General features: G+C 66.7%; 20 protein-coding genes and 1 pseudogene. 13 read left to right on the forward strand and 8 right to left on the reverse strand.

The genetic code is table 11. The annotated features are described in order from the left end of the window. Nucleotides 1–2 precede the first annotated feature (2 nt). The 3 genes from OG716_RS28820 to OG716_RS28830 are packed head-to-tail and all read left to right on the forward strand — an operon-like array spanning nt 3 to nt 2,718. Nucleotides 3–881: a CoA transferase subunit A gene (locus OG716_RS28820; protein ID WP_405133722.1), complete on the forward strand. Its 879-nt coding sequence runs from the start codon at nt 3–5 to the stop codon at nt 879–881. After that, entirely contained in the window at nt 881–1,639 is a 759-nt protein-coding gene (locus OG716_RS28825; RefSeq protein WP_405133723.1) for a CoA-transferase subunit beta, read from the forward strand. Before OG716_RS28820 ends, OG716_RS28825 begins: the two co-directional genes overlap by 1 nt. Further along, complete coding sequence (locus tag OG716_RS28830; protein WP_405133724.1) at nt 1,636–2,718, forward strand: NAD(P)H-dependent flavin oxidoreductase; 1,083 nt, start codon at nt 1,636–1,638, stop codon at nt 2,716–2,718. Before OG716_RS28825 ends, OG716_RS28830 begins: the two co-directional genes overlap by 4 nt. A 364-nt stretch (nt 2,719–3,082) precedes the next feature. Here OG716_RS28830 and OG716_RS28835 read toward each other — a convergent pair whose 3' ends face one another. Then, complete coding sequence (locus tag OG716_RS28835; protein ID WP_405133725.1) at nt 3,083–3,919, reverse strand: SDR family oxidoreductase; 837 nt, start codon at nt 3,917–3,919, stop codon at nt 3,083–3,085. Nucleotides 3,920–4,003: 84 nt separating this feature from the next. On the opposite strand from OG716_RS28835, the gene OG716_RS28840 reads away from it, so the two are divergent. The 4 genes from OG716_RS28840 (at nt 4,004) to OG716_RS28855 (ending at nt 9,193) form a co-directional block, all read left to right on the forward strand. Next, nucleotides 4,004–4,861 (forward strand): metallophosphoesterase, encoded by an 858-nt coding sequence (locus OG716_RS28840; protein ID WP_405133726.1) that lies wholly within the window; start codon nt 4,004–4,006, stop codon nt 4,859–4,861. Nucleotides 4,862–5,035: 174 nt separating this feature from the next. Further along, a complete protein-coding gene (locus tag OG716_RS28845; RefSeq protein WP_405133727.1) occupies nt 5,036–6,031 on the forward strand; it encodes a cation diffusion facilitator family transporter in 996 nt (331 codons plus the stop codon). A gap of 446 nt (nt 6,032–6,477) precedes the next feature. Beyond that, nucleotides 6,478–7,443, forward strand: coding sequence for a cytochrome c oxidase assembly protein (locus OG716_RS28850; protein WP_405139965.1), 966 nt, complete (start codon nt 6,478–6,480; stop codon nt 7,441–7,443). Between the two features lie 397 nt (nt 7,444–7,840). Beyond that, nucleotides 7,841–9,193 (forward strand): FtsW/RodA/SpoVE family cell cycle protein, encoded by a 1,353-nt coding sequence (locus tag OG716_RS28855; RefSeq protein WP_405133728.1) that lies wholly within the window; start codon nt 7,841–7,843, stop codon nt 9,191–9,193. Between the two features lie 80 nt (nt 9,194–9,273). Here OG716_RS28855 and OG716_RS28860 read toward each other — a convergent pair. From OG716_RS28860 to OG716_RS28890, 7 genes and pseudogenes are all read right to left on the reverse strand, one after another. After that, a pseudogene (locus tag OG716_RS28860) lies at nt 9,274–9,992 on the reverse strand (solute carrier family 23 protein); the annotation flags it as partial. 99 nt (nt 9,993–10,091) lie between these two features. Next, nucleotides 10,092–10,352 (reverse strand): hypothetical protein, encoded by a 261-nt coding sequence (locus OG716_RS28865; RefSeq protein ID WP_405133729.1) that lies wholly within the window; start codon nt 10,350–10,352, stop codon nt 10,092–10,094. Nucleotides 10,353–10,623: 271 nt separating this feature from the next. Further along, complete coding sequence (locus OG716_RS28870) at nt 10,624–11,775, reverse strand: acetyl-CoA C-acetyltransferase (protein ID WP_405139967.1); 1,152 nt, start codon at nt 11,773–11,775, stop codon at nt 10,624–10,626. Between the two features lie 137 nt (nt 11,776–11,912). Beyond that, nucleotides 11,913–12,521: a TetR/AcrR family transcriptional regulator gene (locus OG716_RS28875; protein WP_405133730.1), complete on the reverse strand. Its 609-nt coding sequence runs from the start codon at nt 12,519–12,521 to the stop codon at nt 11,913–11,915. A gap of 91 nt (nt 12,522–12,612) precedes the next feature. Beyond that, nucleotides 12,613–13,368, reverse strand: a complete 756-nt coding sequence (locus OG716_RS28880; RefSeq protein WP_405133731.1) for a hypothetical protein — start codon at nt 13,366–13,368, stop codon at nt 12,613–12,615. A gap of 244 nt (nt 13,369–13,612) precedes the next feature. Beyond that, nucleotides 13,613–14,437 (reverse strand): SDR family oxidoreductase, encoded by an 825-nt coding sequence (locus OG716_RS28885; protein WP_405133732.1) that lies wholly within the window; start codon nt 14,435–14,437, stop codon nt 13,613–13,615. After that, a complete protein-coding gene (locus tag OG716_RS28890) occupies nt 14,434–15,666 on the reverse strand; it encodes an acyl-CoA dehydrogenase family protein (protein WP_405139969.1) in 1,233 nt (410 codons plus the stop codon). The genes OG716_RS28885 and OG716_RS28890 overlap by 4 nt, the downstream gene beginning before the upstream one ends. Nucleotides 15,667–15,736: 70 nt before the next feature. Between OG716_RS28890 and OG716_RS28895 the strand changes: the two genes are divergently transcribed. The 6 genes from OG716_RS28895 (at nt 15,737) to OG716_RS28920 (ending at nt 23,372) form a co-directional block, all read left to right on the forward strand. Continuing rightward, nucleotides 15,737–17,281, forward strand: a complete 1,545-nt coding sequence (locus OG716_RS28895) for a FadD3 family acyl-CoA ligase (RefSeq protein WP_405133733.1) — start codon at nt 15,737–15,739, stop codon at nt 17,279–17,281. Next, nucleotides 17,278–18,201 (forward strand): enoyl-CoA hydratase, encoded by a 924-nt coding sequence (locus tag OG716_RS28900; protein ID WP_405133734.1) that lies wholly within the window; start codon nt 17,278–17,280, stop codon nt 18,199–18,201. Before OG716_RS28895 ends, OG716_RS28900 begins: the two co-directional genes overlap by 4 nt. Then, the gene (locus tag OG716_RS28905) at nt 18,202–19,332 is read left to right on the forward strand and encodes an acyl-CoA dehydrogenase family protein (RefSeq protein WP_405133735.1); all 1,131 of its coding nucleotides are present in this window, start codon (nt 18,202–18,204) and stop codon (nt 19,330–19,332) included. A 17-nt stretch (nt 19,333–19,349) separates the two neighbouring features. Then, nucleotides 19,350–20,453: an acyl-CoA dehydrogenase family protein gene (locus OG716_RS28910; RefSeq protein ID WP_405133736.1), complete on the forward strand. Its 1,104-nt coding sequence runs from the start codon at nt 19,350–19,352 to the stop codon at nt 20,451–20,453. Between the two features lie 232 nt (nt 20,454–20,685). Further along, entirely contained in the window at nt 20,686–21,729 is a 1,044-nt protein-coding gene (locus tag OG716_RS28915) for an acyl-CoA dehydrogenase family protein (RefSeq protein ID WP_405133737.1), read from the forward strand. 377 nt (nt 21,730–22,106) lie between these two features. Then, nucleotides 22,107–23,372, forward strand: coding sequence for an MFS transporter (locus tag OG716_RS28920; protein WP_405139971.1), 1,266 nt, complete (start codon nt 22,107–22,109; stop codon nt 23,370–23,372). Nucleotides 23,373–23,383 lie beyond the last annotated feature (11 nt).

The following is a 23,383-nucleotide window of genomic DNA, read 5'->3' on the forward strand; positions in this document are numbered from 1 at the left end:
CTATGCGCGACAAACGAATGAGCCTCGACGACGTGGTCGGCGAGCTGCGCAGCGGCATGACCATCGGCATCGGCGGCTGGGGTTCGCGCCGCAAGCCGCTGGCCTTCGTCCGCGCGATTCTGCGTTCGGACATCAAGGATTTGACGGTTGTCACCTACGGCGGACCGGATCTGGGTCTGCTGTGCTCTGCGGGCAAGGTCAAGAAGGCGTACTACGGCTTCGTCTCCCTGGATTCCGCGCCGTTCTACGATCCGTGGTTCTCCAAGGCGCGCACCAGCGGTGAGATCACCGTGCGTGAAATGGACGAGGGCATGGTCAAGTGCGGTCTGCAGGCTGCCGCCGCGCGACTGCCGTTCCTGCCGATCCGCGCCGGGCTGGGCTCGGCGGTCGTCGATTTCTGGGAGGGTGAGCTGAAGACTGTTCAGTCCCCTTACGCCGATGCCGACGGCCGCAGCGAAACCCTCATCGCCATGCCGGCTTTAAACCTGGATGCCTCGTTCGTCCACCTGGATCTGGGCGATAAGCACGGCAATGCCGCTTACACCGGCGTCGACCCGTACTTCGACGACCTCTACAGCTTGGCCGCCGAGCGCCGCTACCTGTCGGTCGATCGTCTGGTCGACACCGACGAGCTGGTGAAAGCCGTTCCGCAGCAGGCGATCATCCTCAACCGCATGATGGTCGACGGTGTGGTCGAGGCCCCCGGCGGCGCGCACTTCACCTTCTCCGGCAGCTACGGCCGTGACGAGAAGTTCCAGCGCCACTATGTCGAGGCCGCCAAGACCCCCGAGTCCTGGGCCGAGTTCAAGGCCCGCTTCCTGGACGTCTCCGAGGACGAATACCAGGCTGCCGTCCGCGCTTTCGCCGAGGAGCAGAAGTAATGACCGAGACCACCACGATCACTCGCGCCGAGATCTGCGTTGTCGCGGCGGCGGAGATCTTCCGCGGCGCGGGCGAGATCATGGCCAGCCCGATGTCCACCGTCACCACCATCGGCGCCCGGCTGGCGCGGCTCACCTTCGAGCCGGATCTGCTGCTGTCCGACGGTGAGGCGCTGTTGTTCGCCGAGGTCCCGCCCATCGGCGGCAAGGCTCCGGTCGAAGGCTGGATTCCGTTCTCCAAGGTGTTCGACGTGGTCGCCTCCGGGCGTCGCCATGTGGTCATGGGCGCCAACCAGATCGACAAGTTCGGCAATCAGAACCTGTCCGCCTTCGGCCCGCTGCAGCAGCCGTCGCGGCAGATGTTCGGTGTGCGCGGCGCCCCGGGCAATACCATCAACCACGCCACCAGCTACTTCGTGCCCAAGCACAATAAGCGGGTGTTCGTCGAAACCGTCGATATCGTCTCCGGAATCGGTTACGACAAGATCGATCCCGAGAACCCGGCCTACCGGTTCCACCACCTGCACCGGGTGGTGTCGAACCTGGGCGTGTTCGACTTCAACGGACCGGACCACACCCTGCGCGCGCTGTCACTGCACCCGGGCGTGACCGCCGACGAGGTCGCCGAGAACACCACGTTCGAGGTCGCGGGCCTCGCCGACGCCGGCGAAACCCGCATCCCCACCGAAGAAGAGCTGCGGATCATCCGAACCGTGCTCGACCCCAAGGGCTTCCGCGAAAAGGAAGTACAGGCATGACCGCTCGGCTGAAGACTCCGCTGACCGAACTGGTCGGCATCGAGCATCCGATCGTGCAGACCGGTATGGGCTGGGTCGCCGGACCGAGTCTGGTCTCGGCCACCGCCAATGCGGGCGGCCTGGGCATTCTGGCCTCGGCGACCATGACCTTCGAAGAACTCGAAGTGGCCATCGCCAAGACCAAATCGCAGACCGACAAGCCCTTCGGCGTGAATATCCGCGCCGACGGTTTCGACGCTCCCGAGCGCATCGAGCTGCTGATCCGCGAGCAGGTGAAGGTCGCGTCCTTCGCTCTCGCGCCCAAGAAGGAACTCATCGCGCGGCTGAAAGACAATGGCGTGGTGGTGGTTCCGTCCATCGGCGCGGCCAAGCACGCGGTGAAGGTGGCCTCCTGGGGCGCCGACGCGGTGATCGTGCAGGGTGGTGAGGGCGGTGGCCACACCGGTTCCGTGGCCACCACGCTGCTGCTGCCGTCCGTGCTGGACGCGGTGGATATTCCGGTCATCGCCGGCGGTGGTTTCTTCGACGGGCGTGGTCTCGCCGCCGCGCTGTCCTACGGTGCGGCCGGTGTCGCCATGGGTACCCGCTTCCTGCTCACGCAGGAGAGCAGAGTGCCGGAGGCGGTCAAGCAGGAGTACCTGCAGCGCGGTCTGCAGGACACCATCGTCTCCACCAAGGTCGACGGCATGCCGCACCGGGTGCTCAATACCGAACTGGTGCGGAAGCTGGAGAACTCCGGCCGCTACCGCGGATTCGCCGCCGCCGCCTCGAATGCCCTCAAGTTCAAGGGCATGACCGGCATGAAGTGGTCGACCATCGTCAAGGACGGCATCGCCATGCGCAAGCACAAGGACCTCGCCTGGTCCCAGGTGATCATGGCCGCCAACACCCCCATGCTGCTGAAAGCCGGTCTGGTGGAAGGCAATACCCACGCGGGTGTCCTCGCCTCCGGCCAGGTGGCCGGCATCATCGACGACCTCCCCACCGTCGAAGCCCTCATCGACCGCATCATCACCGACGCGATCGCCCGCATCGACGCCCTGGCCGCGTACCGCGTAACCGACCCCGCCACCGCCTGACCCTCCCCCTCCAGCGCTGCGGCCGACTCCCGCAGTGCCCCCAGCTGCGCGGCCCGACACGATCGGCCGCGCACCTGCGGATCCGAACGACCTCGGATCCGTCGTGGGCCGGTACCCGTACCGCCTGCGCACAGGACCGTCCCCGGAACCTCTCGCCCGGGGGCGGTCTTCGTGCTGTTCCGCCTCCCCGGGACTTTCAGCCCCATCCAGGTGGTACTGCGGTCGCGTCGGCCGCCGGCGGGGAGACGGCGGCCCGGTTAGCCCGTACCCGAGGAGTTACCCCGACCGGCGCGAAATCAGTCGTCACCCCCGCGACGAACCGAACAGAACGGATTCCCGCCGGCGCCCTGTCTCGATGCTGCGGTCAACGCTTGCCTTTGATGCCTGCGGCCATGGCCAGGAGGGCGTCGAGGATGGGGGTGGGGGTTAGTTGGGTGGCGATTACCTGGGCTTTGCCTGCTAGGCCTACTACGTAGCGGGACTTGGGGTTTCGGGCGGTGAGAGCTTTTTCCACCTCGGCTACGACGGTGTCCGGGGAAGCCGCTGTGCGCTGGACCTGCTGGGCCATTTTGCGCATGCCGGACATGTGGGGGCCGTAGAGGTCGAGTTGGGCGGGGGTGAGTTTGGCGGTGGTGGTGTCGACCATGGCGACGGCGTCCGCCCACATGTCGGTGGCGATGGGGCCGGGTTCGATGAGGGAGGTGTGGATTCGCCAGGGGCGCAATTCGATTCGGAGGGCGTCGACCAGGCCCTCGAGGGCGAATTTGGAGGAGTTGTAGGCGCCGGTACCGGGGGTGGAGATGCGGCCGCTGAGGGAGGAGATGAAGACTATGCGGCCGCGAGTGGTGCGCAGGCGCGGGAGGACGGCCTGGGTGACCGCGAGGGTGCCGAAGACGTTGATCTCGAATTCATTGCGCAGGGCATCGAGTTCGAGGAGTTCGACGGGGCCGTCGGCGACCACGCCGGCATTGTTGACCACGGCGGTCAGGTCGGCGGGGAGGACGGTGTCGAGGGCTGCGATGTGCTCGCTGTTCGTGACGTCCAGCAGCACCGGGGTGATGCGGGAGTCCAGTTCCACCAGCGCGTCGCCGTCGGACAGTTTGCGGACACCGGCGTAGACCTGCCAGCCCTGCTGCGCCAGGCGCACGCTGACGGCCTTACCGATCCCCCGGCCCGCGCCGGTTACCAACACAGAGTTCATGACGGCCAGCCTAGGTCGGGCGTTCCGGACGCGCCGGGGCAAATAGGTGATGCCGGGCAGACGCGCAGCTGCGAGCATGTCCCGATGGGGAATGTCTTGATCGTGGGTGATGTGCACGGGAACACGGCGCATGCGCTGAAGCTGGTGCAGGTCGCGGTGGACAACGGGTGCTCGCGGGTGTTCGCGGTGGGTGATTTCGGCGCGTGGGAGCACATGCATTCGGGGCGGCGGTACTTCGATGTGGTGAACAAGGCGGCGCGGCGGGCCGGCGTGACGGTGTACTTCCTGGACGGCAATCACGACAAATCCTCGCTGCTGCACGAGCTCTACGACGAGCAGCGTGATGCGGAGGGGTTCCTCATCTGCCGCAAGCAACTGCGGTTCGCGCCGCGCGGACATCGCTGGACCTGGGAGGACACCACCTTCGCGGCCTTCGGCGGGGCCCGGTCCACGGATAAGGGCTGGAGGCTGGCGCGCGAGGCGCGCAAGGAGGAGCAGGCGGCGCAGCGGCGGCGATACGGCTCCGGGCGGCATCCGAAGACGGCCGGAATGCTGTGGTTCCCGGAGGAGGAGATGACCGATGACGAGTTGGAAACCCTGCTCGCCGAACAGGATTCACCGGTGGACATTCTGCTCACCCACGACAAACCGCGCGCTTCCGCGCCGAAATTCAATCGCAAGAACAAGGCAGAGTGCTTCCCGAATCAGGACCGCGTCCAGCGGGTTGTCGAGCAGCTGCGGCCTGCCCTGCACTTTCACGGCCATCTGCACTTCCGCTATACCGAGAGCATCCCGTCCGGGCCCGACCACTGGACTCGCGTCGAAGGTCTGGCCGCCGATCCGGCCGCCTCACACCACCCCGCCTATACCGTCGAACAATCCTGGACGGTTCTGCAACTCCCCCACGCGCCGGCGGCGTACGCCGCACCCGCGGCGGGCTGAACTGGGCGAATGAACTCGGGTGGCAGCGCGTGCAGTGCCGCCGCCGGTGCATCTTTGCAGCGGGAACAGGCGGTGCGAGACACACGGTTGGACCTGGATGACACGTCCTCAACCTTGCATACATAGCGATGTGTGCATATGATCTCCTGCGGTCGGCATTGAGAGGAGAACGACGTGGGTGCAGGACACGAGCACAGCCATGATCACGGTCACGGGCATGCGCACGGAGCTTCGGCCGACAGCGATAAACGCTGGCTGGCGGGCGCACTGGCGCTGATCGTGGCGTACATGATCGGCGAAGTCGTGGTCGCCGTGGTGTCCGGATCGCTGGCACTGCTCTCCGATGCGGCGCATATGCTCACCGATGCGGCCTCGATCGTGCTCGCGCTGTGGGCGATTCGACTCGCCGCGCGGCCCGCCGCCGGACGCATGACCTTCGGCTGGAAGCGCGTGGAGATCCTCTCCGCCATGGCCAATGGCGCGACACTGCTGGTGCTCGCGGCCTGGCTGACCTTCGAGGCGGTGCGCCGACTATTCGATCCGCCGGAGGTCACCGGCGGACTGGTGCTGATCACCGCGCTCATCGGTGTGGTGATCAACCTGCTCGCGACGCTCATGATCAGCCGCGCCAATCGGACCAGCCTCAATGTCGAAGGCGCGTATCAGCACATCCTCACCGATATGTACGGCTTCATCGCCACGGCCGTCGCGGGCGCGGTCATCATGTTCACCGGATTCGTGCAGGCCGACGTGATCGCCACCCTGATCGTGGTCGCGCTCATGGTGAAGGCCGGAATCAGCCTGGTGCGCGCCTCTGGCCGCATCTTCCTGGAGGCCGCACCGGAGAACCTGGACCCGGCCGTCATCGGCGCCGCCATGGCGGGCCGCGACCACGTCGTCGAGGTGCACGACCTCCACATCTGGGAAATCACCTCCGGCTCCCCCGCCCTCTCCGCACACGTCCTGGTCGAACCCGGCTACGACTGCCACGCCGTCCGCGAGGACCTCGCCCACTTCCTCGCCCACGACCACCACATAGACCACGCCACCCTCCAGGTCGACCACGCGCAATCCGATGTCCTCACCCTGGGCCGCGACGCCGACCCCCACTGCGAAGACTCCCACGGACCGTCGCATTCCCGCCTCCCCGAATCTTCGAGCCAGACCTAGGCGGTGGAACAGTCGCGTCGGCCGCCGGCGGTTACGCGGTAGAGGAGATCGCTGGTACCCCGGGAGTTACCCCCGATCGGCACGAAATCAGTTGTCACAATCCCGCCTCCCCGAATCTTCGAGCCAGACCTAGGCGGTGGAACAGTCGCGTCGGCCGCCGGCGGTTACGCGGCAGAGGAGACCGCCGGTACCCGGGGAGTTACCCCCGATCGGCACGAAATCAGTTGTCACAATCCCGCCTCCCCGAATCTTCGAGCCAGACCTAGGCGGTGGAACAGTCGCGTCGGCCGCCGGCGGCGGTTACGCGGTGGAGGGGTTAGCCGGTACCCGGGGAGTTACCCCGATCGGAACGAGATCAGTTGTCGCCTTCGCTACGGGTGAGCGGAAGGCGGATCGGGGGCGGGGTGATACTGGCTGGCGTGACTTGGATCGACACACCACTGACAATGGGCTCTTTGCTGACGTCTTGGCGGTGGGACGTCCCGACCGTTGTGATCACGCCGGTCGTCGGGTTGGGTTATGGGCTGGCCTGGTTCGTGGGGCGGAGGCGGGGGGCGGATCTTCCTTCGGTGGGGCGGGCTTGGTGTTTCGGGCTGGTCGGGCTGGCGGTGTGGCTGTACACCGGGGTCGGGGTGGTCGGGGTCTACTCGGACACGCTGTTCTGGGTGCGGGCGTTGCAGACGTTGCTGCTGCTGTATCTGGTGGCGTTCGGGTTGGCGGCGGGGATGCCGTTCACTGTTTTGCGGGCGGCGCTCGGGCCGAAGGGGCAGGGGCGGCTGGATCGAATTCTGAACAGCCGCATTGTCACCGGGCTGACGTTTCCGCTGGTGCCTTCGGCGGCAATGCTGTTGACGCCGTGGGTGCTCTACTTCTCGCCCTGGTACGAGTCGATGCTGCGCAACGGCACGGTCGATGCGGTGTCGCGGGTGGGGTTCGTGGTCATCGGCTTCGTGTACTTCTACTCACGGCTGCAGGCCGATCCGACACCACGGCGCTACCCGCAGTCGGTCTCGCTGCTGATCACGGTGGTGGAGTCGCTGGCCGATGGTGTGCTGGGCATTGTGGTGTGGCTGGGGCCGGTGCTGTTCACCGATTACTACCAGGAGGTCGGGCGCACCTGGGGCCCGAGCCTGCGGATGGATCAGACCGCTGGAGCGGGCATTCTGTGGTTGCTCGGCGATGTGCTCGGTATTCCGTTCGCACTCATGGTCATGCACTCCTGGGCCGATGACGAACGGCGTAAGGCGCGACAGGTCGATGCCGCACTCGATGCGGCCGCGAGCACGGCGAAGCAGGCGAAATCCACTGGGGCCGAGACCGATTCGACCGAGACCGCAGACGTGCCGCCGCAGACCACCGGCCTGTGGTGGGAGAACGACCCGCAATTGAGCGAACGCTTCCGCCGACGCTGACCCATCGAGCCTCGTTCTGAGCCATCGTTGTCCGGATGTTCGGCACGCGTGTGGCAAAGATGAGATGGCGCCCCGAAGCGGGCCGACTGGTGACCGTCATGGCCGTCTGCTTCGGGTTGACGGTGGTCATCACCCGCCTGTACCTGATGGCGTCCGGGTATCCGAAAATCGGCGGCAGCACCTGGCGGAGGCGCTGCTGCTGTGGCTGCTCATCCGGTACCGCGCCCGGTCCGCCGCCGGACCGCATCGGTAATCGCGTGGCGGGCACCGGAAAAACGCCTCGGCTGCGCGCACCTCGCCGCCCGCGTTACTGTTGGGCGTGAACAGGTTTCGGCACAGTTCGCACGCGGCCGGCTCGCCCGGACGTACCTATCGTGGCGCTGAGCTGGTGTTATGCGTGGGTGCGCTGGCGGTCACGGCATTCGCGGCGATGATCTTGTCCGCCGCCGACGGCGCGGGCACCGGCGTGTCCACCCTGCGCTCGCTCGGGGTGTTCGCCGTGCTCACATTGGCCGCGCATCTGGTGGTCCGGTGGTGGGCGCCGAGCGCGGATCCGGTGCTGCTGCCCTGCGTGGTACTGCTCAACGGTCTGGGCCTGGTGCTCATCGAGCGGCTCGATCACGAGAATCCGCTCTCCAGCGGGAGCACCCAATCCTCGGACGCGGCACACCAGTTGATCTGGACCGGAATCGGAATCGTGCTCTTCGCACTGGTCCTCGCCGTGGTCCGCGATCACACCACCCCCGCGAAATTCGGCTACACCTGCGGGCTGGCCGGCCTGGGCGCACTGCTCGTCCCGGCCCTGCTGCCCTCCCGGTTCAGCGAGGTCAACGGCGGTAAGAGCTGGATTCTGCTGCACGGCTTCTCGATTCAGCCCGGCGAATTCGCCAAGGTGCTGCTGCTCATCTTCGTCGCCTCGTTCCTGGTGGCGAACCGGGAGCTGTTCACCTCGGCGGGCCACCGCTTCCTCGGCATGACCTTCCCCCGGCTGCGAGATCTGGGTCCACTGCTGCTGGTCACCGTCGCCGCGGTACTGGTGCTCATGTACGAGAAGAACCTGGGTTTCTCACTGCTGGTCTTCGGCACGGTGCTGGCCATGATCTATATCGCCACCGATCGGGTGTCGTGGCTGATCGTCGGATTCATCATGTTCGCGATCGGCGCCACCCTGGCCTATCAGCTGTTCCCGCACGTGCGGGTGCGCGTGGAAGTCTGGCACGACCCGTTCGCGACCTATTACACGACGGGATACCAGATTTCGCAGGCGTTGTTCGGCATGGCCACGGGTGGTCTGCTGGGCACGGGCATCGGTGCGGGACGGCCGCAGGAGGTGCCGTTCGCGAAGACCGACTTCATCATCTCCACCATCGGCGAGGAACTCGGGCTGGTCGGCTTGACCGCGGTGATCGTGGTCTTCCTGATCCTCACCATTCGCGGTTTCTCCGCCGCGCTCAATACCCGCGACGCGTTCGGGAAGCTGCTCGGCGGCGGACTGTCCTTCTCCATCGGCTGGCAGTTGTTCGTGGTGGTGGGCGGTGTCACCAAACTGATTCCGCTGACCGGTCTGACCACACCGTTCATGTCGTACGGCGGGTCTTCACTGCTGGCCAACTACATTATCGTCGCGCTGCTCATCCGGATCTCGCACGATGCGCGCACCGCCCCACCGCCCCCGGTGCGGCCCCCGGTCGCACTGGCCGAGGCACGCACCGAACATGTTTCACGACGGTGGCTCGCCAAACCGCAGTGAGCTACGCCGGTTCGTCATAGGACGAGGTGCCCTCGTCGAGCAGTGGCTCCTCCGTCCGAATGCCGCCGAGCACACCAGATCCAATCCGCCCTGCCCACGCCGGACAGATCCAGCCGCCAATGGTCGGTGACCGCGCCGCTGCCGTCGGCCGAGTGGATCTTGCCGAACACCCGGTCGAGCACCCACGAGAAGACGTACCCGAACACCAGCCCCAGAAAGATCGCGATGCGCGACCAGAATCCACGCAAAGCCACCACCGCCAGTCCGGTGCAAAGCATGACCAGCAGGGCCGTCCACTGATCCTGCGGCCAATAGGTGGAGGCCGTCACCGGCGCGAGGTTGAATCCGATCAACATGACCACCGCACCGGTCACCACCGGAGGCATGGCGGCGTGAATGATCCAGGCCCCGAACCGCTGTACCGCCAGACCGATCAGAAACAGCACCGCTCCGACGGCCAGGCACGCACCGGTTACCGGCGCGCTACTGCCGCCCTGCGCGCGGATGACCGCTGCCACACCGACAAACGACAGCGAGCACCCGAGGTAATTGGGCACCCGGCCACGAGTCGCGAGCAGGAAGATGGTCGTCGCGACACCCGACATCATGATGGCCAGGTTGGGATCCAGACCCATCAGTACAGGTGCGACAAAACTCGCACCGAACATGGCGCCACCACGTGCTGGGCGCCCAAACCCAGTGTGCGCGGCCAGGACAGCCGCTCATCAGGCCGGACCACCGCGCCCGGCGCCGGCGTGCGCCCGTCGCCGTGCACGGTCCAGCGGACACCCAGATCCATGACAGCCCGCCTTCTACCGATCCGGAGACAATCCCGGCCATCGTAGTGCGAGCAAACCTTCAGCTCCGAGTCACACGCGGACGGTCCACATTTCTCCGGTCAGGGCAGCGGCCACGCCATACCGTCGACACAGGCCCACATCCCCGAACTGCCGGATTGGTTGTAGCCCTTCGGAATATAGGTGGCCATCATGGGTTGCAGGCTGCCGTCGGCATTGACGGTCCGGTCTGCACGATGAGCGATCTCGCATTCACGCTGGGAAGTCCGAGCGGGTTGTCCGCCGCGCCCGGCGTCGAATTCCTCTCGCAGGTAATACATTCCGGCAATTCCGGTCTGAATGTTCAACCGCGTGATGCCCATTGCGTGAGACACATGTGCCGCCAGCACACGGGAGCTGAGCTCGTTCTGAAAGGATATGCGCGCCAATTGATCACGCCGCGCATTCGATTTCGGCCCCGATACCGGCCGCCCGAAACCCCGCTGCGCATTTCCGGTAGATCGCGGTGATACCGATCAATCCCCGAGGTGCCGGTCAATTCTGCCGCTGCCGAACGGGTCTCGACTATCGGTAGCAGGCCGCCCACCCGGATTGGGTGGGCGACCTCCGAAAGACCTTTCGGCCCAGTCGAACTCAGCCGAGGCGCTCGATAATGGTGACGTTGGCGGTGCCGCCGCCCTCACAGATGGTGAGCATGCCGTAGCGGCCGTTCACCCGCTCCAGCTCGTTCAGCAGCGAGGCGAAGAGCTTGGCGCCGGTGGCGCCGAGCGGGTGGCCCAGCGCGATGGCGCCGCCGTTGACATTGACCTTGTCCGGGTTCGCGCCGGTCTCCTCGAGCCACGCGAGCACCACCGAGGCGAAGGCCTCGTTGATCTCGATGACGTCCATATCGTCGATGGTGAGGCCGGTCTTCTCCAGCGCCCACTTGGTGGCCGGAATCGGCGCGGTGAGCATGTAGATCGGATCGGCGCCGCGCGCGCTCACGTGGTGGATGCGGGCCCGCGGGGTGAGGCCGTACTCCTGCACCGCCCAGTCCGAGGCGAGCAGGGTCGCGCTGGCGCCGTCGGAGATCTGGCTGGCGAGCGCGGCGGTGATGCGGCTGCCCTCGGCGAGCGGCTGCAGCCCGGCCATCTTCTCCAGTGTGGTCTCGCGCGGGCCCTGGTCGATCCAGAAATCGCCGACCGGCACGATCTCCCGGTCGAACTTGCCCTCGGCGATGGCCTTGCGCGCGCGGTCGTGGCTGCGCAGCGCCCACTCCTCCATATCGCGGCGGGAGATATCCCACTTCTCGGCGATCATATTGGCCGAATTGAACTGCGACACTTCGGCGGTGCCGTAGCGGTGGTCCCAGCCCTGCGCGCCGACGAACGGGCCCTCGAAGCCGTACTGCTGACCCGCGAGCATGGCCGCGGAGATCGGGATGGCGCTCATGTTCTGCACGCCGCCGGCCACGATGACCTCGGAGGTGCCGGACATGATGGCCTGCGCGGCGAAGGTGATGGCCTGCTGCGAGGAGCCGCACTGGCGGTCGACGGTCACGCCGGGTACCGACTCCGGGTAGCCGGCCGCGAGCCAGGCGGTGCGCGCGATATTTCCGGCCTGCGGTCCGATGGTGTCGCAGCAGCCGAACACCACATCATCGACGACCACGGAGTCGATCTCGTTGCGGCCCATCAGTCCACGCAGCGCCGCCGCACCCAGATCGGCCGGGTGCACGGCCGCGAGCGCCCCGCCGCGCTTACCGACCGCGGTACGAACGGAGTCGACCACATACGCGTCCCGCATGGGTGCGTACTGACGGCGAGAGGGTGCTGACATTGTGAACTCCTACTGCTGCGGGCTGAGCTGGTGCTTTGGGCTTCCGGTGCTGCTGTTGGGGTTTCAGGGGCGGCGCCCCTGAGAGTCCCGAGAGTTGGAACCAGTTATCGCGCTTCGGGATTGGTCAATCCGTCGAGCACGATGGTGAGGTACTGCTTGGCGAGGCTGTCGACGGTGATCCGGCCACCGGGCTGATACCAGCGCACCGACACCCACACGGTGTCGCGCAGGAAGCGGTAGGCCAGTTCGATATCCAGCTCCGGGCGGAAGCCGCCCTCCTCGACGCCGTTCGCGAGCACCTGGTGCCACAGCTCGCGGAACTCTTTGTTGTATTCGTCGATGTAGCCGAATCGCGGTGTGCCGCTGAGCCGTTTGGCCTCGGCCTGGTAGATGGCTACCGCGGCGTGCCACTGATCGAAGGATTCGTAGGACGCGACCACCAGCGCCTCGAGGGTGTCGCGGGCACTGAGCCCCGAGCCGACGATCTCGCGGTAGCGCCCGAAGAGGTCGTCGAGGAAGCCGCGCAGGATTTCATCCACCATGGCTTCTTTGGAATCGAAGTGGTGGTAGAGACTCCCGGATAGAATCCCCGCGGCATCGGCAATGTCACGAACCGTGGTGGCGCGCAGTCCTCGCTCGGCGAAGAGATTGGCGGCCAGGCCGAGCAGCTCGCTACGACGCGCCGACTTGGAAGGCTCCGATGGTGGGGTCACGAACCCCAATATACAACCAAGCATTTGCTTGGTCGAGAGGGGTCTTTTGCCTACGCTTCGCTCCGGCGAGTTCGAGGCGCGTTATCGGACGTTATCGGACGGAGTAGCGCAGGGGTGACGATACGGATAAGTCGGCCAGCAAGCGGTCGCAGATGACTATGGGCGAGATTCCGGCGCGGGCCATGCGGGCCACCAGTGCGAGCCGCCTTTCCGGACTGTCCCACTCCACGGTCAGTGGTTCGAGGCCGGGTCCGGCATCGACCGTTGCCATGACATGCGCCGGGCTGTCCTCGTGTGCGGGAACTTCGCTGAGTTTCAACACCATCCCCCGCTGCCATGCCCGATATGTCTCCATATCGGCCCCCTCCACCAATTTGTCCGTGGCCGCGCACAATCCCTTCGCTATGCCATCCGCGAACGCGATGCGGTCGTAGCTGACCCGCCCGCAATCGCGCACCACCTCCAGCAGATCCGCGCGGACTTCGCGCAGCAGTACCGCCTGTTTCCGGCGCCGCCGCTCATCTTCGGAAACCGGATGCCAGGACTCGCGCACCAGGCCGATACGGCGGGCCCGATCGCGATCGCGAATCATGTCGGTGCGCAGTGCGGCGCGCGGATCGCGGGAAATCTCCACCTCGTCCACCGCATGCTGTTCCAGAATCTGCGCCGCGCGCATGGCGGTGGCGCGTTCGGAATCGTGGTCGAGCAATTCGGCGCCCAGCGTCAGCGCCGCGAGCACGACATTGTCGAGCCTTCGGCGCGCGAGAACGACCTCACGCACCAGCTGTAGTTCCAGCCCGTCATCGGGCTGCTCTGGAGCTGCTTGTTGTCGGCGATCCGGACCCATGGGTCGCGCCCTTCGACTATGCGGAACCGGCTTAAACCAGGATTACACAAGGACAGCACCGGCGCGCCAGCCATTTTGCGCCCCGAATAAATTCGTCGGCGTCAGGGGGCCGGAAAAATAGCACTGCCGCGCCCCCGCGGGACGCGGCAGTGAGAAATACTGCGACCGGGTGACACGGCTTTCCACATCACCCGGCAATCCGAATTCGGCTGCGCTGAACTGAAATCAGGTTCGCCTATCCAAATCAGGCGCGCTGGCTCGAAATGGAGACGACCTCCCCGGTGAGATAGCTGGTGTAATCGCTGGCCAGCATGGCGATGGTCGCGGCGATCTCCCACGGCTCGGCGGCCCGGCCGAAGGCCTCGCCCGCGGCCAGGCGATCCAGCAGATCACCGGAGGTCACCTTGTCCAAGAACGCATGCCGCGCGATGGACGGGGCCACCGCATTGATGCGCACGCCGTATTCGGCGGCCTCGACGGCCGAGCAGCGGGTCAGCGCCATGACGCCGGCCTTGGCGGCGGCATAGTGCGCCTGGCCGTGCTGGGCACGCCAGCCGAGCACGCTCGCGTTATTGACGATCACGCCGCCGTGCCCGGCCTCGCGGAAGTACGCGAGCGCGGCCCGAGTCGCGCGGAAGGTGCCGTTGAGGGTGATGTCGATGACCTTGTCCCACTGCTCGTCGGTCATATCCACAACGGGGGTCTCACCGCCCAGACCGGCATTGTTGACCATGATGTCGATGCGGCCCAGCGCCGAAACCGCCTGTGCGATGAGCTGATTCACCTGTTCGGTGGAGCTCACATCGCAGGGCGCGGAAGCCACACGGCGGTCCGGGAATTCGGCCTGCAGCGCCTCTTCGGTCTCCTCGAGGCGACGCTCGTGCCAATCGGAGACGACAACATCCGCACCCTCGGACAGCAGCCGGCGCGCGGTGGCCGAACCGATTCCGGTACCGGCCGCGGCGGTGACCACGGCGACCTTGCCCGCGAGCAGGTTGTGGCCGGGCGTGATTTCAGGGGCGATGGACAAATCGACAGCGTTCGACGGACGTTCGCTTCGCTCACTCATGGACGAGCCTCCCGGGGAAGTCCGAGCACACGCTCGGAGATAATATTGCGCTGAATCTCGTTCGAGCCGCCGTAAATGGTGTCCGCGCGAGTGAAAAGGAACATGCGCTGCCAGGCATTCAGATCGTCACCGGCGGCGTCGGCGATGAGGCCGGGCGCGCCGAGCACGTCCATGGCCAGCTCGCCGAGATCGCGGTGCCAGTTGGCCCAGAGCAGTTTGGTGACCGACGCCTGACCGGCCGCCGTGCGGGCATCGACCGACGCGCCCTCGTGGCCGGTTTCCAGGGTGCGCAGCACGTGGGCGCGCAGTACCCGCAGTCCGACCCAGGCCTGATCGAAACGGTCTGCGATGACGGCGTTTTCGAGTGCGCCGTTCTGCTTCGCGACGGCTTCCAGGTCGGCGAGCTCACCGGCGTACCGAATCTGCTGGCCGACGGTCGAGATGCCGCGCTCGAAGGTGAGCGTGCCCATCGCGACCTTCCACCCGTCGCCGGGCGCGCCGACCACGAGATCGGCTGCGGTGCGGGCATTGTCGAAGTAGACCTCGTTGAACTCCGCGGTCCCGGTGAGCTGGATGATCGGCCGCACCTCGACACCGGGCTGCTTCATCGGCACCAGCAGATAGGACAGACCGTGGTGACGGCTCGAGCCCTTCTCGGTGCGCGCGACGACAAAGCACCAATCAGACAGATGCGCGAGCGAAGTCCACACCTTTTGTCCGGAAATCGACCATTCTTCGCCATCCAGGTACGCAGAAGTGCTGACTGCGGCCAGATCCGAGCCCGCGCCGGGCTCGGAGTACCCCTGGCACCACAGCTCGGTCACATTGCGAATGCCGGGCAGGAAGCGCTGCTTCTGCTCCTCGGTGCCGAAGGCCAGCACGGTCGGGCCGAGCAGTTCCTCACCGAGGTGCGAGACGCGGCTGGGCGCATCGGCCTTGGCGTACTCCTCGTGGAAGATGACCTGCTGCTGCAGGGTGGCGTCGCGGCCGCCCCACTCCTTGGGCCAGCCGAGGCAGGTGAGTCCGGCGGCGGCGAGGGCGCGATCCCATTCGAGACGCTCCTCGAAGGCTTCGTGCTCACGGCCCGGGCCGCCCAGACCGCGCAGGTGACTGAACTTCCCGTTCAGGTTCTCCGTCAGCCAGTCACGCACCTCAGCGCGGAATTCAGCATCCGGGCCGGATTCACGACTTACCGTGGTCCCGCTGGCCGGTTCGGGGGTCTGGATCATGCTCACCCCCGTAGAGTAACCTACCAAGCACTTGCTTTGTTAGACCCATTCCCGGACGCTCGGAGACCCCGTGACATCCCCACCGCAGACCACTCCGCTCGCGCTGCACCACGCCGCGAGCGCCTTCGGCTCAGCACCTGCCGTCTGCGACGGTGCCGTGACACTGAGCTGGGAGCAGCTGCTCGATTCGGTCCGTGAGACCGCCCGCGCGCTGCTTGCCCGCGGCGTGCGGCGGGGCGACCGGATCGGCATCTGGGCCCCCAATACGCACCACTGGGTGACCGCACTGCTGGCCACCCACTATGTCGGCGCGGTGATCGTTCCGCTGAATACGCGGTACGTGGCCGATGAGGTCGCCGAGGTGCTGAGCCGGGTCGATGCCAAGGCGCTGTTCATCACCGGCTCCTTCCTGGGCCGGGACCGGCTGGCCGAACTGCGCGCCACCGCACCGGAATTGGTGATCGACACCGTCATCTCCATTCCCGCCGAGGGTGTGGAGGCCGTCGACGCCATCGCCTGGTCCGAGCTGCCGAAGCTGGCCGAGGCGGTCTCGCTCGAGGACGCCATCGCGCGCGCGGAATCCGTACAGCCGGAAGATCTCTCGGACATTCTCTTCACCTCCGGCACCACCGGGCGCAGCAAGGGCGTACTCATTCCGCACGGGCGCGTCCTGACCAGCGCCCGCTCCTGGGCCGACTGCGCGACCCTGAACAGCAGCGACCGCTTTCTGGTGGTGCCGCCGTTCTTCCACAGCTTCGGTTACAAGGCGGGCATTCTCACCTGCCTGGTCACCGGTGCGACCATCGTCCCGCAGGCCGTGTTCGACGTGCCGGAATCCATGCGGCTCATTCACGATGAGCGCATCACCGTGGTCACCGGGCCGCCGACCATCTTCCAATCCCTGCTCGAGCATCCGGCTCGCGCCGCGGCGGATCTGTCGACGCTGCGGGTCGCCGTCACCGGCGCCGCCACCGTGCCGGTGGTGCTCATCGAGCGAATGCGCGACGAACTGCGCTTCGATGTGGTGCTGACCGCCTACGGGCAGACCGAATCCGGCGGATTCGGCACCATGTGCCGTCCGGAGGACTCCAGCGAGACCATCGCCAATACCTGCGGCCGCGCCATCGCGGGCTTCGAACTCAAGCTCGCCGACAATGGCGAACTGCTGCTGCGCAGTTCGCAGATCATGATCGGCTATCTGGACGATCCGCAGGCCACCGCCGACACCATCGACCGGGACGGCTGGCTGCACACCGGCGATGTCGCGGTGATCAATGAGCACGGCTACGTGAAGATCACCGACCGGCTCAAGGATATGTACATCTCCGGCGGCTTCAATGTGTATCCCGCCGAGGTGGAGCAGGCCATGGCCCGGCTCGACGGTGTCGCCGAGACCGCGGTCATCGGTGTACCGGACGAGCGCATGGGCGAGGTCGGCAAGGTGTTCGTGGTGCGCAAGCCCGGATCCGCGCTGACCGCGGAAGAGGTGCTGGCACATGCCAAGACGCTGCTGGCCCGGTTCAAGGTGCCGCAGTTCGTGGAATTCCGCGACCAACTGCCGTACAGCGCGGCCGGCAAGGTACTCAAGCGGCAACTACGTGAGGAGAAGGCGTGAGCGCCCACGACAGTGGAAATTCAGCGCAGCGATTGGGCCCGATTCCCGATGAGGGTGACGTCGTCCTCTACGAGAAGCGCGGCGCGATCGCGGTCGTCACGCTGAACCGGCCGGACTACCGCAATGCGCAGAACTCGGTCATGACCTACGCCCTCGATGCCGCCTTCGTGCGAGCCGTGGAGGATGCCGAGGTCAAGGTGATCGTGCTGGCCGGCGCCGGAAAGCATTTCAGCGCCGGGCACGATATCGGCACACCGGGCCGCGACCATCACATCAAGTACGAGAACCAGGCCGCGCTGTGGTGGGACCACACCGATCGGCCGGGCGGTGACCAGCGGTTCGCACGCGAGACCGAGGTCTACCTGAACATGTGCCGCCGCTGGCGGGAGATCCCCAAGCCGACCATCGCCATGGTGCAGGGGGCCTGCATCGCCGGTGCGCTCATGCTGGCCTGGTCGTGCGACATGATCGTCGCCTCCGAGGACGCGTTCTTCTCCGATCCGGTTGTCCGCATGGGCATTCCGGGCGTCGAGTACTTCGCGCACCCGTGGGTGCTCGGACCACGCCGGGCCAAGGAGATCCTGTTCACCGGTGACCGCTTCACCGCCGCGCAGGCGTACGAGTGGGGCATGGTCAACAGGGTCGTCGAGCGCGGCGATCTGGAGACCGAGACCTTCGCGCTGGCCGAGAAGATCTCCGCCATGCCGCAATTCGGGCTGGCGCTGGCCAAGAAGGCCGTCAACCAGTGCGAGGACCTCATGGGTATGCGCTCGGGGATGGATTCGGTCTTCGGGCTGCATCACTTCGCGCACGCGCACAATGCCGAGGTCGGCGCCGACTCGCTGGGCGGGATGAACGCCAAATCCATGAAAGCCACCGCTACCACCGCGGGCGATACCCAGAAGGACGGGGCGAAGTAAGTGGACCTCGAATTCGATGCCAAGACAGAGGAATTCCGCCGCGAGGTGCGCGAGTTCCTGGCCGCCAATGTGCCCGCCACTCCCCTGCCGTCCATGGACACCGAGGAGGGGTTCGAGGCGCACCGGGCGTGGGAGGCCAAGCTGGCCGACGCCCGATTGTCCTGTGTCGCATGGCCTGCCGAATACGGCGGCCGGGATGCCTCGCTGACCGAATGGGTCGTCTTCGAAGAGGAGTACTACGCCTCCGGAGCGCCCGGCCGCGTCTCGCAGAACGGCATCTTCCTGCTGGCCCCGACGCTCTTCGAGCACGGTTCGCCGGAGCAGCTGGCCCGGTTCATGCCGAGAATGGCGCGCGCCGAAGACATCTGGGCGCAGGCGTGGTCTGAGCCGGAGGCCGGTAGCGATCTCGCCGGTATCCGCTCCACCGCCAAGCGCACCGAGGGCGGCTGGCTGCTCAACGGCCAGAAGACCTGGAGTTCCCGTGCGTCCTTCGCGGATTGGGGCTTCGGCCTGTTCCGCAGCGATCCGGAGGCGCAGCGGCACAAGGGGCTCACCTACCTCATGTTCCCGCTGACGTCCGCAGGCATTACGGTGCGGCCGATTCCGCAGCTGGACGGGGAGCCCGGTTTCGCGGAGATCTTCCTGGACAATGTGTTCGTGCCCGATGCCGATGTGATCGGTGAGGCCAACAATGGCTGGAAGGTCGCGATGGCGACCTCCAGCAATGAGCGCGGGCTCTCGCTGCGCTCCCCCGGCCGGTTCAATGCGACCGCCACCAAGCTCATCGACCTGTGGCAGCACGCCGCGGCCGACACCGATACCGCGCTGCGCAATCGCGTGGTGCAGGCCTGGGTCGGCGCCGAGGCGTACCGGCTCAACACCTGGGCCACCGTCACCCGGCTCGCCGACGGCGGGCAATTGGGCGCGGAATCGTCCGTGAACAAGGTGTTCTGGTCGGACCTGGACATTGCCATGCACGAGACCGCGCTGGATCTGCACGGCGCCGCCGCCGAACAGGAGTCGGCCTGGACCGACGGCTTCCTGTTCTCGCTGGCGGGCCCGATCTACGCGGGCACCAATGAGATCCAGCGCAATATCATCGCCGAACGCCTGCTCGGGCTGCCGCGCTAGTCACCCGGAGGACGACCATGCGATTCGCACTGACCGCAGAACAACTCGATTTCGCCACCAGCCTGCGCAAGATGGGCGAGGCGGCCAAGACGCCGGGCACCGTACGGGCCTGGGGTGCCGGCGATTCCGCCGCCGGACTGGCGCTGATCGGCCAGCTCGGTGAGGCGGGCGCACTCGGCCTGATCAGCTCCGAGGAGAACGGCGGCTTCGGCGCCGGGCCGGTGGAACTGATCGTGGCCTTCACCGAGATCGGCCGGGCCGCGGTGCCCGGACCGCTGGTGGAGACCGCGGCCGCGATTCCCGCACTGCTGCAGGCACTCCCGGATACGGACGCGGCTGCCACATGGCTGCCGCAGTTGGCCGAGGGAGCCAAGCTCGGCACCCTCGCCATCGCCGGCACATCGGGATCCGGTTCTGCCCGTACGGATAACGCACCTGCTGCCGGTTCCACGGCCGGACCCAGCGCGCAGTCGGCGGCAGGCGCACCCGTCGCCCTGGACGCCGATATCACCGACCTGATCCTGGTCGCCGCGGGCGATCGGGTCTCGTTCGCCGGTGCGGGCGAGCAGGCGAAGTCCATCGACGCCGCGCGCCGCCTGTTCACCCTCGAGACCGGCAACGTGCTCGCCGAGGGCGAAGGTGTCGGCGCCGCAATCGATCTGGCCTTCGACACCGCGGCCCTGGCCGCCGCCGCCCAGCTGCTCGGCGCGGGCCGCGCGCTGCTGGACACCAGCGTCGACTATGTGAAGCAGCGCCAGCAGTTCGGCAAGCCGATCGGCCAGTACCAGGCGATCAAGCATCACCTGGCGAACGTCATGATCGGCCTGGAGATGGCGCAGCCCCTGCTCTACCGCGCCGCCCTCACCCTCCGGGACGAGGCCGGCGCCACCACCCGCGCCCGCGATATCTCCGCCGCCAAGCTCGCCTGCGGCGAGGCCGCCTACCAGGCCGCCCGCATCGGCCTGCAGGTACACGGCGCCATCGGCTACACCGCCGAATTCGACCTGTCCCTCTGGCTGACCAAGGTCACTGCCCTCCGTTCCGCCTGGGGCACAACGGATTTCCACCGCGCCCGCATCGCCGCCGCCCTGCGCGCCGGAAGCACCGGAGCGGCAGCGTGATTGCCGCCGCACAGCGGGCGAGTCGGGTGGTCCGGGGGCACCACCCACGTGGCCGCGGAACAACGGGCCGACCGGTACAGCCGCGCCTTTCGATCGGCGAGCGCCCAGACCGGGCCGCGCGCTCCGGGCACGCCACGTGTGTGCCGAACACAATTCATACCGCTGGCGCGCTGGGCAATTCGAGTGCGCGCCGCTATTCGACCGACCCGGTCGGCACGATGGGAGCGCAGGCATGAGCATTACGGCCGAGCAGCAGGAACTCGCGACCACCGTGCGCGCGGTGCTGGCCAAGCACGGTGACAGTGCGGCCATGCGGCGCGGGCTCGACGCCGAACGCGGCTATGACGAGCAGCTGTGGAAGCTGCTGTGCGAGCAGGTCGGCGTTGCGGCCCTTGCCATTCCGGAGGAGTTCGGCGGGGTCGGGGTCGGCCTGGTCGAGGCCCTGCTGGTGGTCGAGGAGCTCGGCCGGACGCTGATCGCGCCGCCCATGCTCGGCTCGGCCGTGCTGGGTGTGCAGGCGCTGCTGCTGGCCGGCAATGCCGAAGCCAATGAGCGGCTGCTGCCGGAGGTCGCCGAGGGTGTGCGCACGCTCGCCCTCTGCTGGGCCGGGCCGCAGGGCTGGGATTCCTTCGGTGTCCGCGCCGAGGGTGAAACCGTGTCCGGCACCGCGCATTACGTCGTCGACGGCGCACATGCGAACACCCTGCTGGTGCTGACCGCCGACGGCCTGTTCGAGGTCGACGGCGCGGCCGCGGGCGTGACCCGCACCGTGCTGCCGACCATGGACCCGACCCGCCGCCTCACGAAGATCGAATTCGCCGCGGCTCCCGCCCGCGCCCTGGGTGCGGTCGACCTCGGCCGACTGCGCGAAATCGCCTGGGCCGCAGTCACCGCCGAACAGCTCGGCGCGGCCGAGCAGTGCCTCGACATGACCGTCGAATACAGCAAATCCCGCGTGCAGTTCGGCCGCCCCATAGGCAGCTTCCAAGCCCTGAAGCACCGCATGGCCGATATGTACGTCCTGGTCGAGTCGACCCGCTCCATCGCCTATCTCGCCATCTCCGGCCTGGCCGAAGGCACCGCCGACCCCGTCGATGTGGCCTCGGCCCGCCTGCACGCCACCACCACCTTGAACTCGGTGGTCTCGGAGACGGTCCAGATGCACGGCGGCATCGCCATCACCTGGGAACACGACGCACATCTGTTCTTCAAACGCGCACACGGCGACGCCCAGCTCTTCGGCACCCCCGCCCGCCCCCTGGCCCGCCCGGCCTAGGCGGCAATACTCCGCACGACAGCGGCCGGGATCTGGGGCGCAAGCCCTGGTCCCGGCCTTTTGTGTGCCATCTCACCCTGGAAAATATCGTTAGCCTATGTAAATACATAGTTAGCTTATGCAACAATATATGGGTACAGTCGAGCACCGGGGATGACGATCCACCGCGATGCTCACAGCCGGCAGCAACGGCGCTGATCGGCCGACTGGCCGAAGCCGGGCCGGCCTCGCGGACGAACTCATATCCGCAGGCAGGGCCCGGCTGGCAATCACCCGCGAAGCTATCGAGGCCCTGAAGGCGACCGGGAGCTGAAACCCCGCGCCACCCGATTCACCCCGAAACCAGCTGCGAATCAACAGAACCCGTAGATGAGGAACTGATTGTGAGCACCTTGTCGGACACCCGGCCCGTCGTCGACGGACTTGCCCGCACCCCTACCCGTACCAAGCAACCGAAATCCGTGTGGGCCGTGGCCTTCGCGTCCGTAATCGCCTTCATGGGAATCGGTTTGGTCGATCCGATCCTGAAGCCGATCGGCGAACAGCTGCACGCATCGCCGTCGCAGGTGACGCTGCTGTTCACGAGCTACATGCTGGTCACCGGCATTGCCATGCTCATCACCGGTGTGATCTCCAGCCGCTTCGGCGCAAAGAAGACACTGCTCGCCGGTCTGGCCGTCATTGTCGTATTCGCCGCGCTCGCAGGCGGTTCCGGCACCGTGAGCCAGATCGTCGGCTTCCGTGCGGGCTGGGGTCTTGGCAATGCGCTGTTCATCGCCACCGCCCTCGCCACCATTGTCGGTGCGGCGTCCGGCGGCACTGCCCGCGCCATCATCCTCTACGAGGCGGCGCTCGGCATCGGCATTGCCACCGGCCCGCTCGTGGGCGGCTTCCTGGGCCACTTCAGCTGGCGCGCACCGTTCTTCGGCGTCTCGGTCCTGATGGCCATCGCCATGATCGCCCTGGTGGTCCTGCTGCCCGAAGCCCCGAAACCGGCCAAGCCGACCTCCATCACCGCACCCTTCAAGGCGCTCACCTACCCCGGCCTTCTGCTGGTGAGCATCACCGCCCTGCTCTACAACTACGGCTTCTTCACCCTGCTCGCCTACACCCCGTTCCCGCTGAACATGGGTACCTACCAAATCGGCTTCATCTTCTTCGGCTGGGGCCTGCTGCTCGCCTTCTCCTCGGTCTTCCTGGCCCCGAAGTTGCAGCGCGCCTTCGGAACCGTTCACATGATGGCTCTGTCCCTGGCCCTGTTCGCCGCCGATCTGGCAATCATGGCGGCGTACGCCCACCACCAGCCCGTCCTGGTCGTCGGCACCATCGTCTCGGGCCTGTTCCTCGGCATCAACAACACCCTCATCACCGAGGCCGTCATGGAATCGGCCCCCGTGGAACGCGCCACCGCCTCCGCCGCCTACAGCTTCGTCCGCTTCGCCGGCGGCGCAGCCGCCCCCTACCTGGCAGGCAAACTCGGCGAACACCACATGGCCCTCCCCTTCTGGGTAGGCGCAGCCTGCACCGCCGCCGCGGTAGGCGTCCTGCTCTCCGGCCGAAAACTGCTCGCCCACATGGACGATCACGCCCCCGCCGCCCATACCCCCGCCGAAGCCCAAGCCATCACCTTCGGCGAAGACTGAGCACCTGCCTG

Origin of the sequence: Nocardia sp. NBC_01388 (genome assembly GCF_045040085.1) — a bacterium.
Classification (GTDB): Bacteria; Actinomycetota; Actinomycetes; order Mycobacteriales; family Mycobacteriaceae; genus Nocardia.

Bases quoted from the DNA above. Each gene is read 5' to 3' on its own strand.
- OG716_RS28910 (WP_405133736.1), top strand. From the start codon at position 19,350: ATGCGATTCGCACTGACCGCAGAACAACTCGATTTCGCCACCAGCCTG.
- OG716_RS28885 (WP_405133732.1), bottom strand. From the start codon at position 14,437: ATGAGTGAGCGAAGCGAACGTCCGTCGAACGCTGTCGATTTGTCCATC.
- OG716_RS28865 (WP_405133729.1), bottom strand. From the start codon at position 10,352: ATGGGCATCACGCGGTTGAACATTCAGACCGGAATTGCCGGAATGTAT.
- OG716_RS28850 (WP_405139965.1), top strand. From the start codon at position 6,478: ATGGGCTCTTTGCTGACGTCTTGGCGGTGGGACGTCCCGACCGTTGTG.
- OG716_RS28835 (WP_405133725.1), bottom strand. From the start codon at position 3,919: ATGAACTCTGTGTTGGTAACCGGCGCGGGCCGGGGGATCGGTAAGGCC.
- OG716_RS28870 (WP_405139967.1), bottom strand. From the start codon at position 11,775: ATGCGGGACGCGTATGTGGTCGACTCCGTTCGTACCGCGGTCGGTAAG.
- OG716_RS28825 (WP_405133723.1), top strand. From the start codon at position 881: ATGACCGAGACCACCACGATCACTCGCGCCGAGATCTGCGTTGTCGCG.
- OG716_RS28820 (WP_405133722.1), top strand. From the start codon at position 3: ATGCGCGACAAACGAATGAGCCTCGACGACGTGGTCGGCGAGCTGCGC.
- OG716_RS28880 (WP_405133731.1), bottom strand. From the start codon at position 13,368: ATGGGTCCGGATCGCCGACAACAAGCAGCTCCAGAGCAGCCCGATGAC.
- OG716_RS28840 (WP_405133726.1), top strand. From the start codon at position 4,004: ATGGGGAATGTCTTGATCGTGGGTGATGTGCACGGGAACACGGCGCAT.
- OG716_RS28890 (WP_405139969.1), bottom strand. From the start codon at position 15,666: ATGATCCAGACCCCCGAACCGGCCAGCGGGACCACGGTAAGTCGTGAA.
- OG716_RS28915 (WP_405133737.1), top strand. From the start codon at position 20,686: ATGAGCATTACGGCCGAGCAGCAGGAACTCGCGACCACCGTGCGCGCG.
- OG716_RS28830 (WP_405133724.1), top strand. From the start codon at position 1,636: ATGACCGCTCGGCTGAAGACTCCGCTGACCGAACTGGTCGGCATCGAG.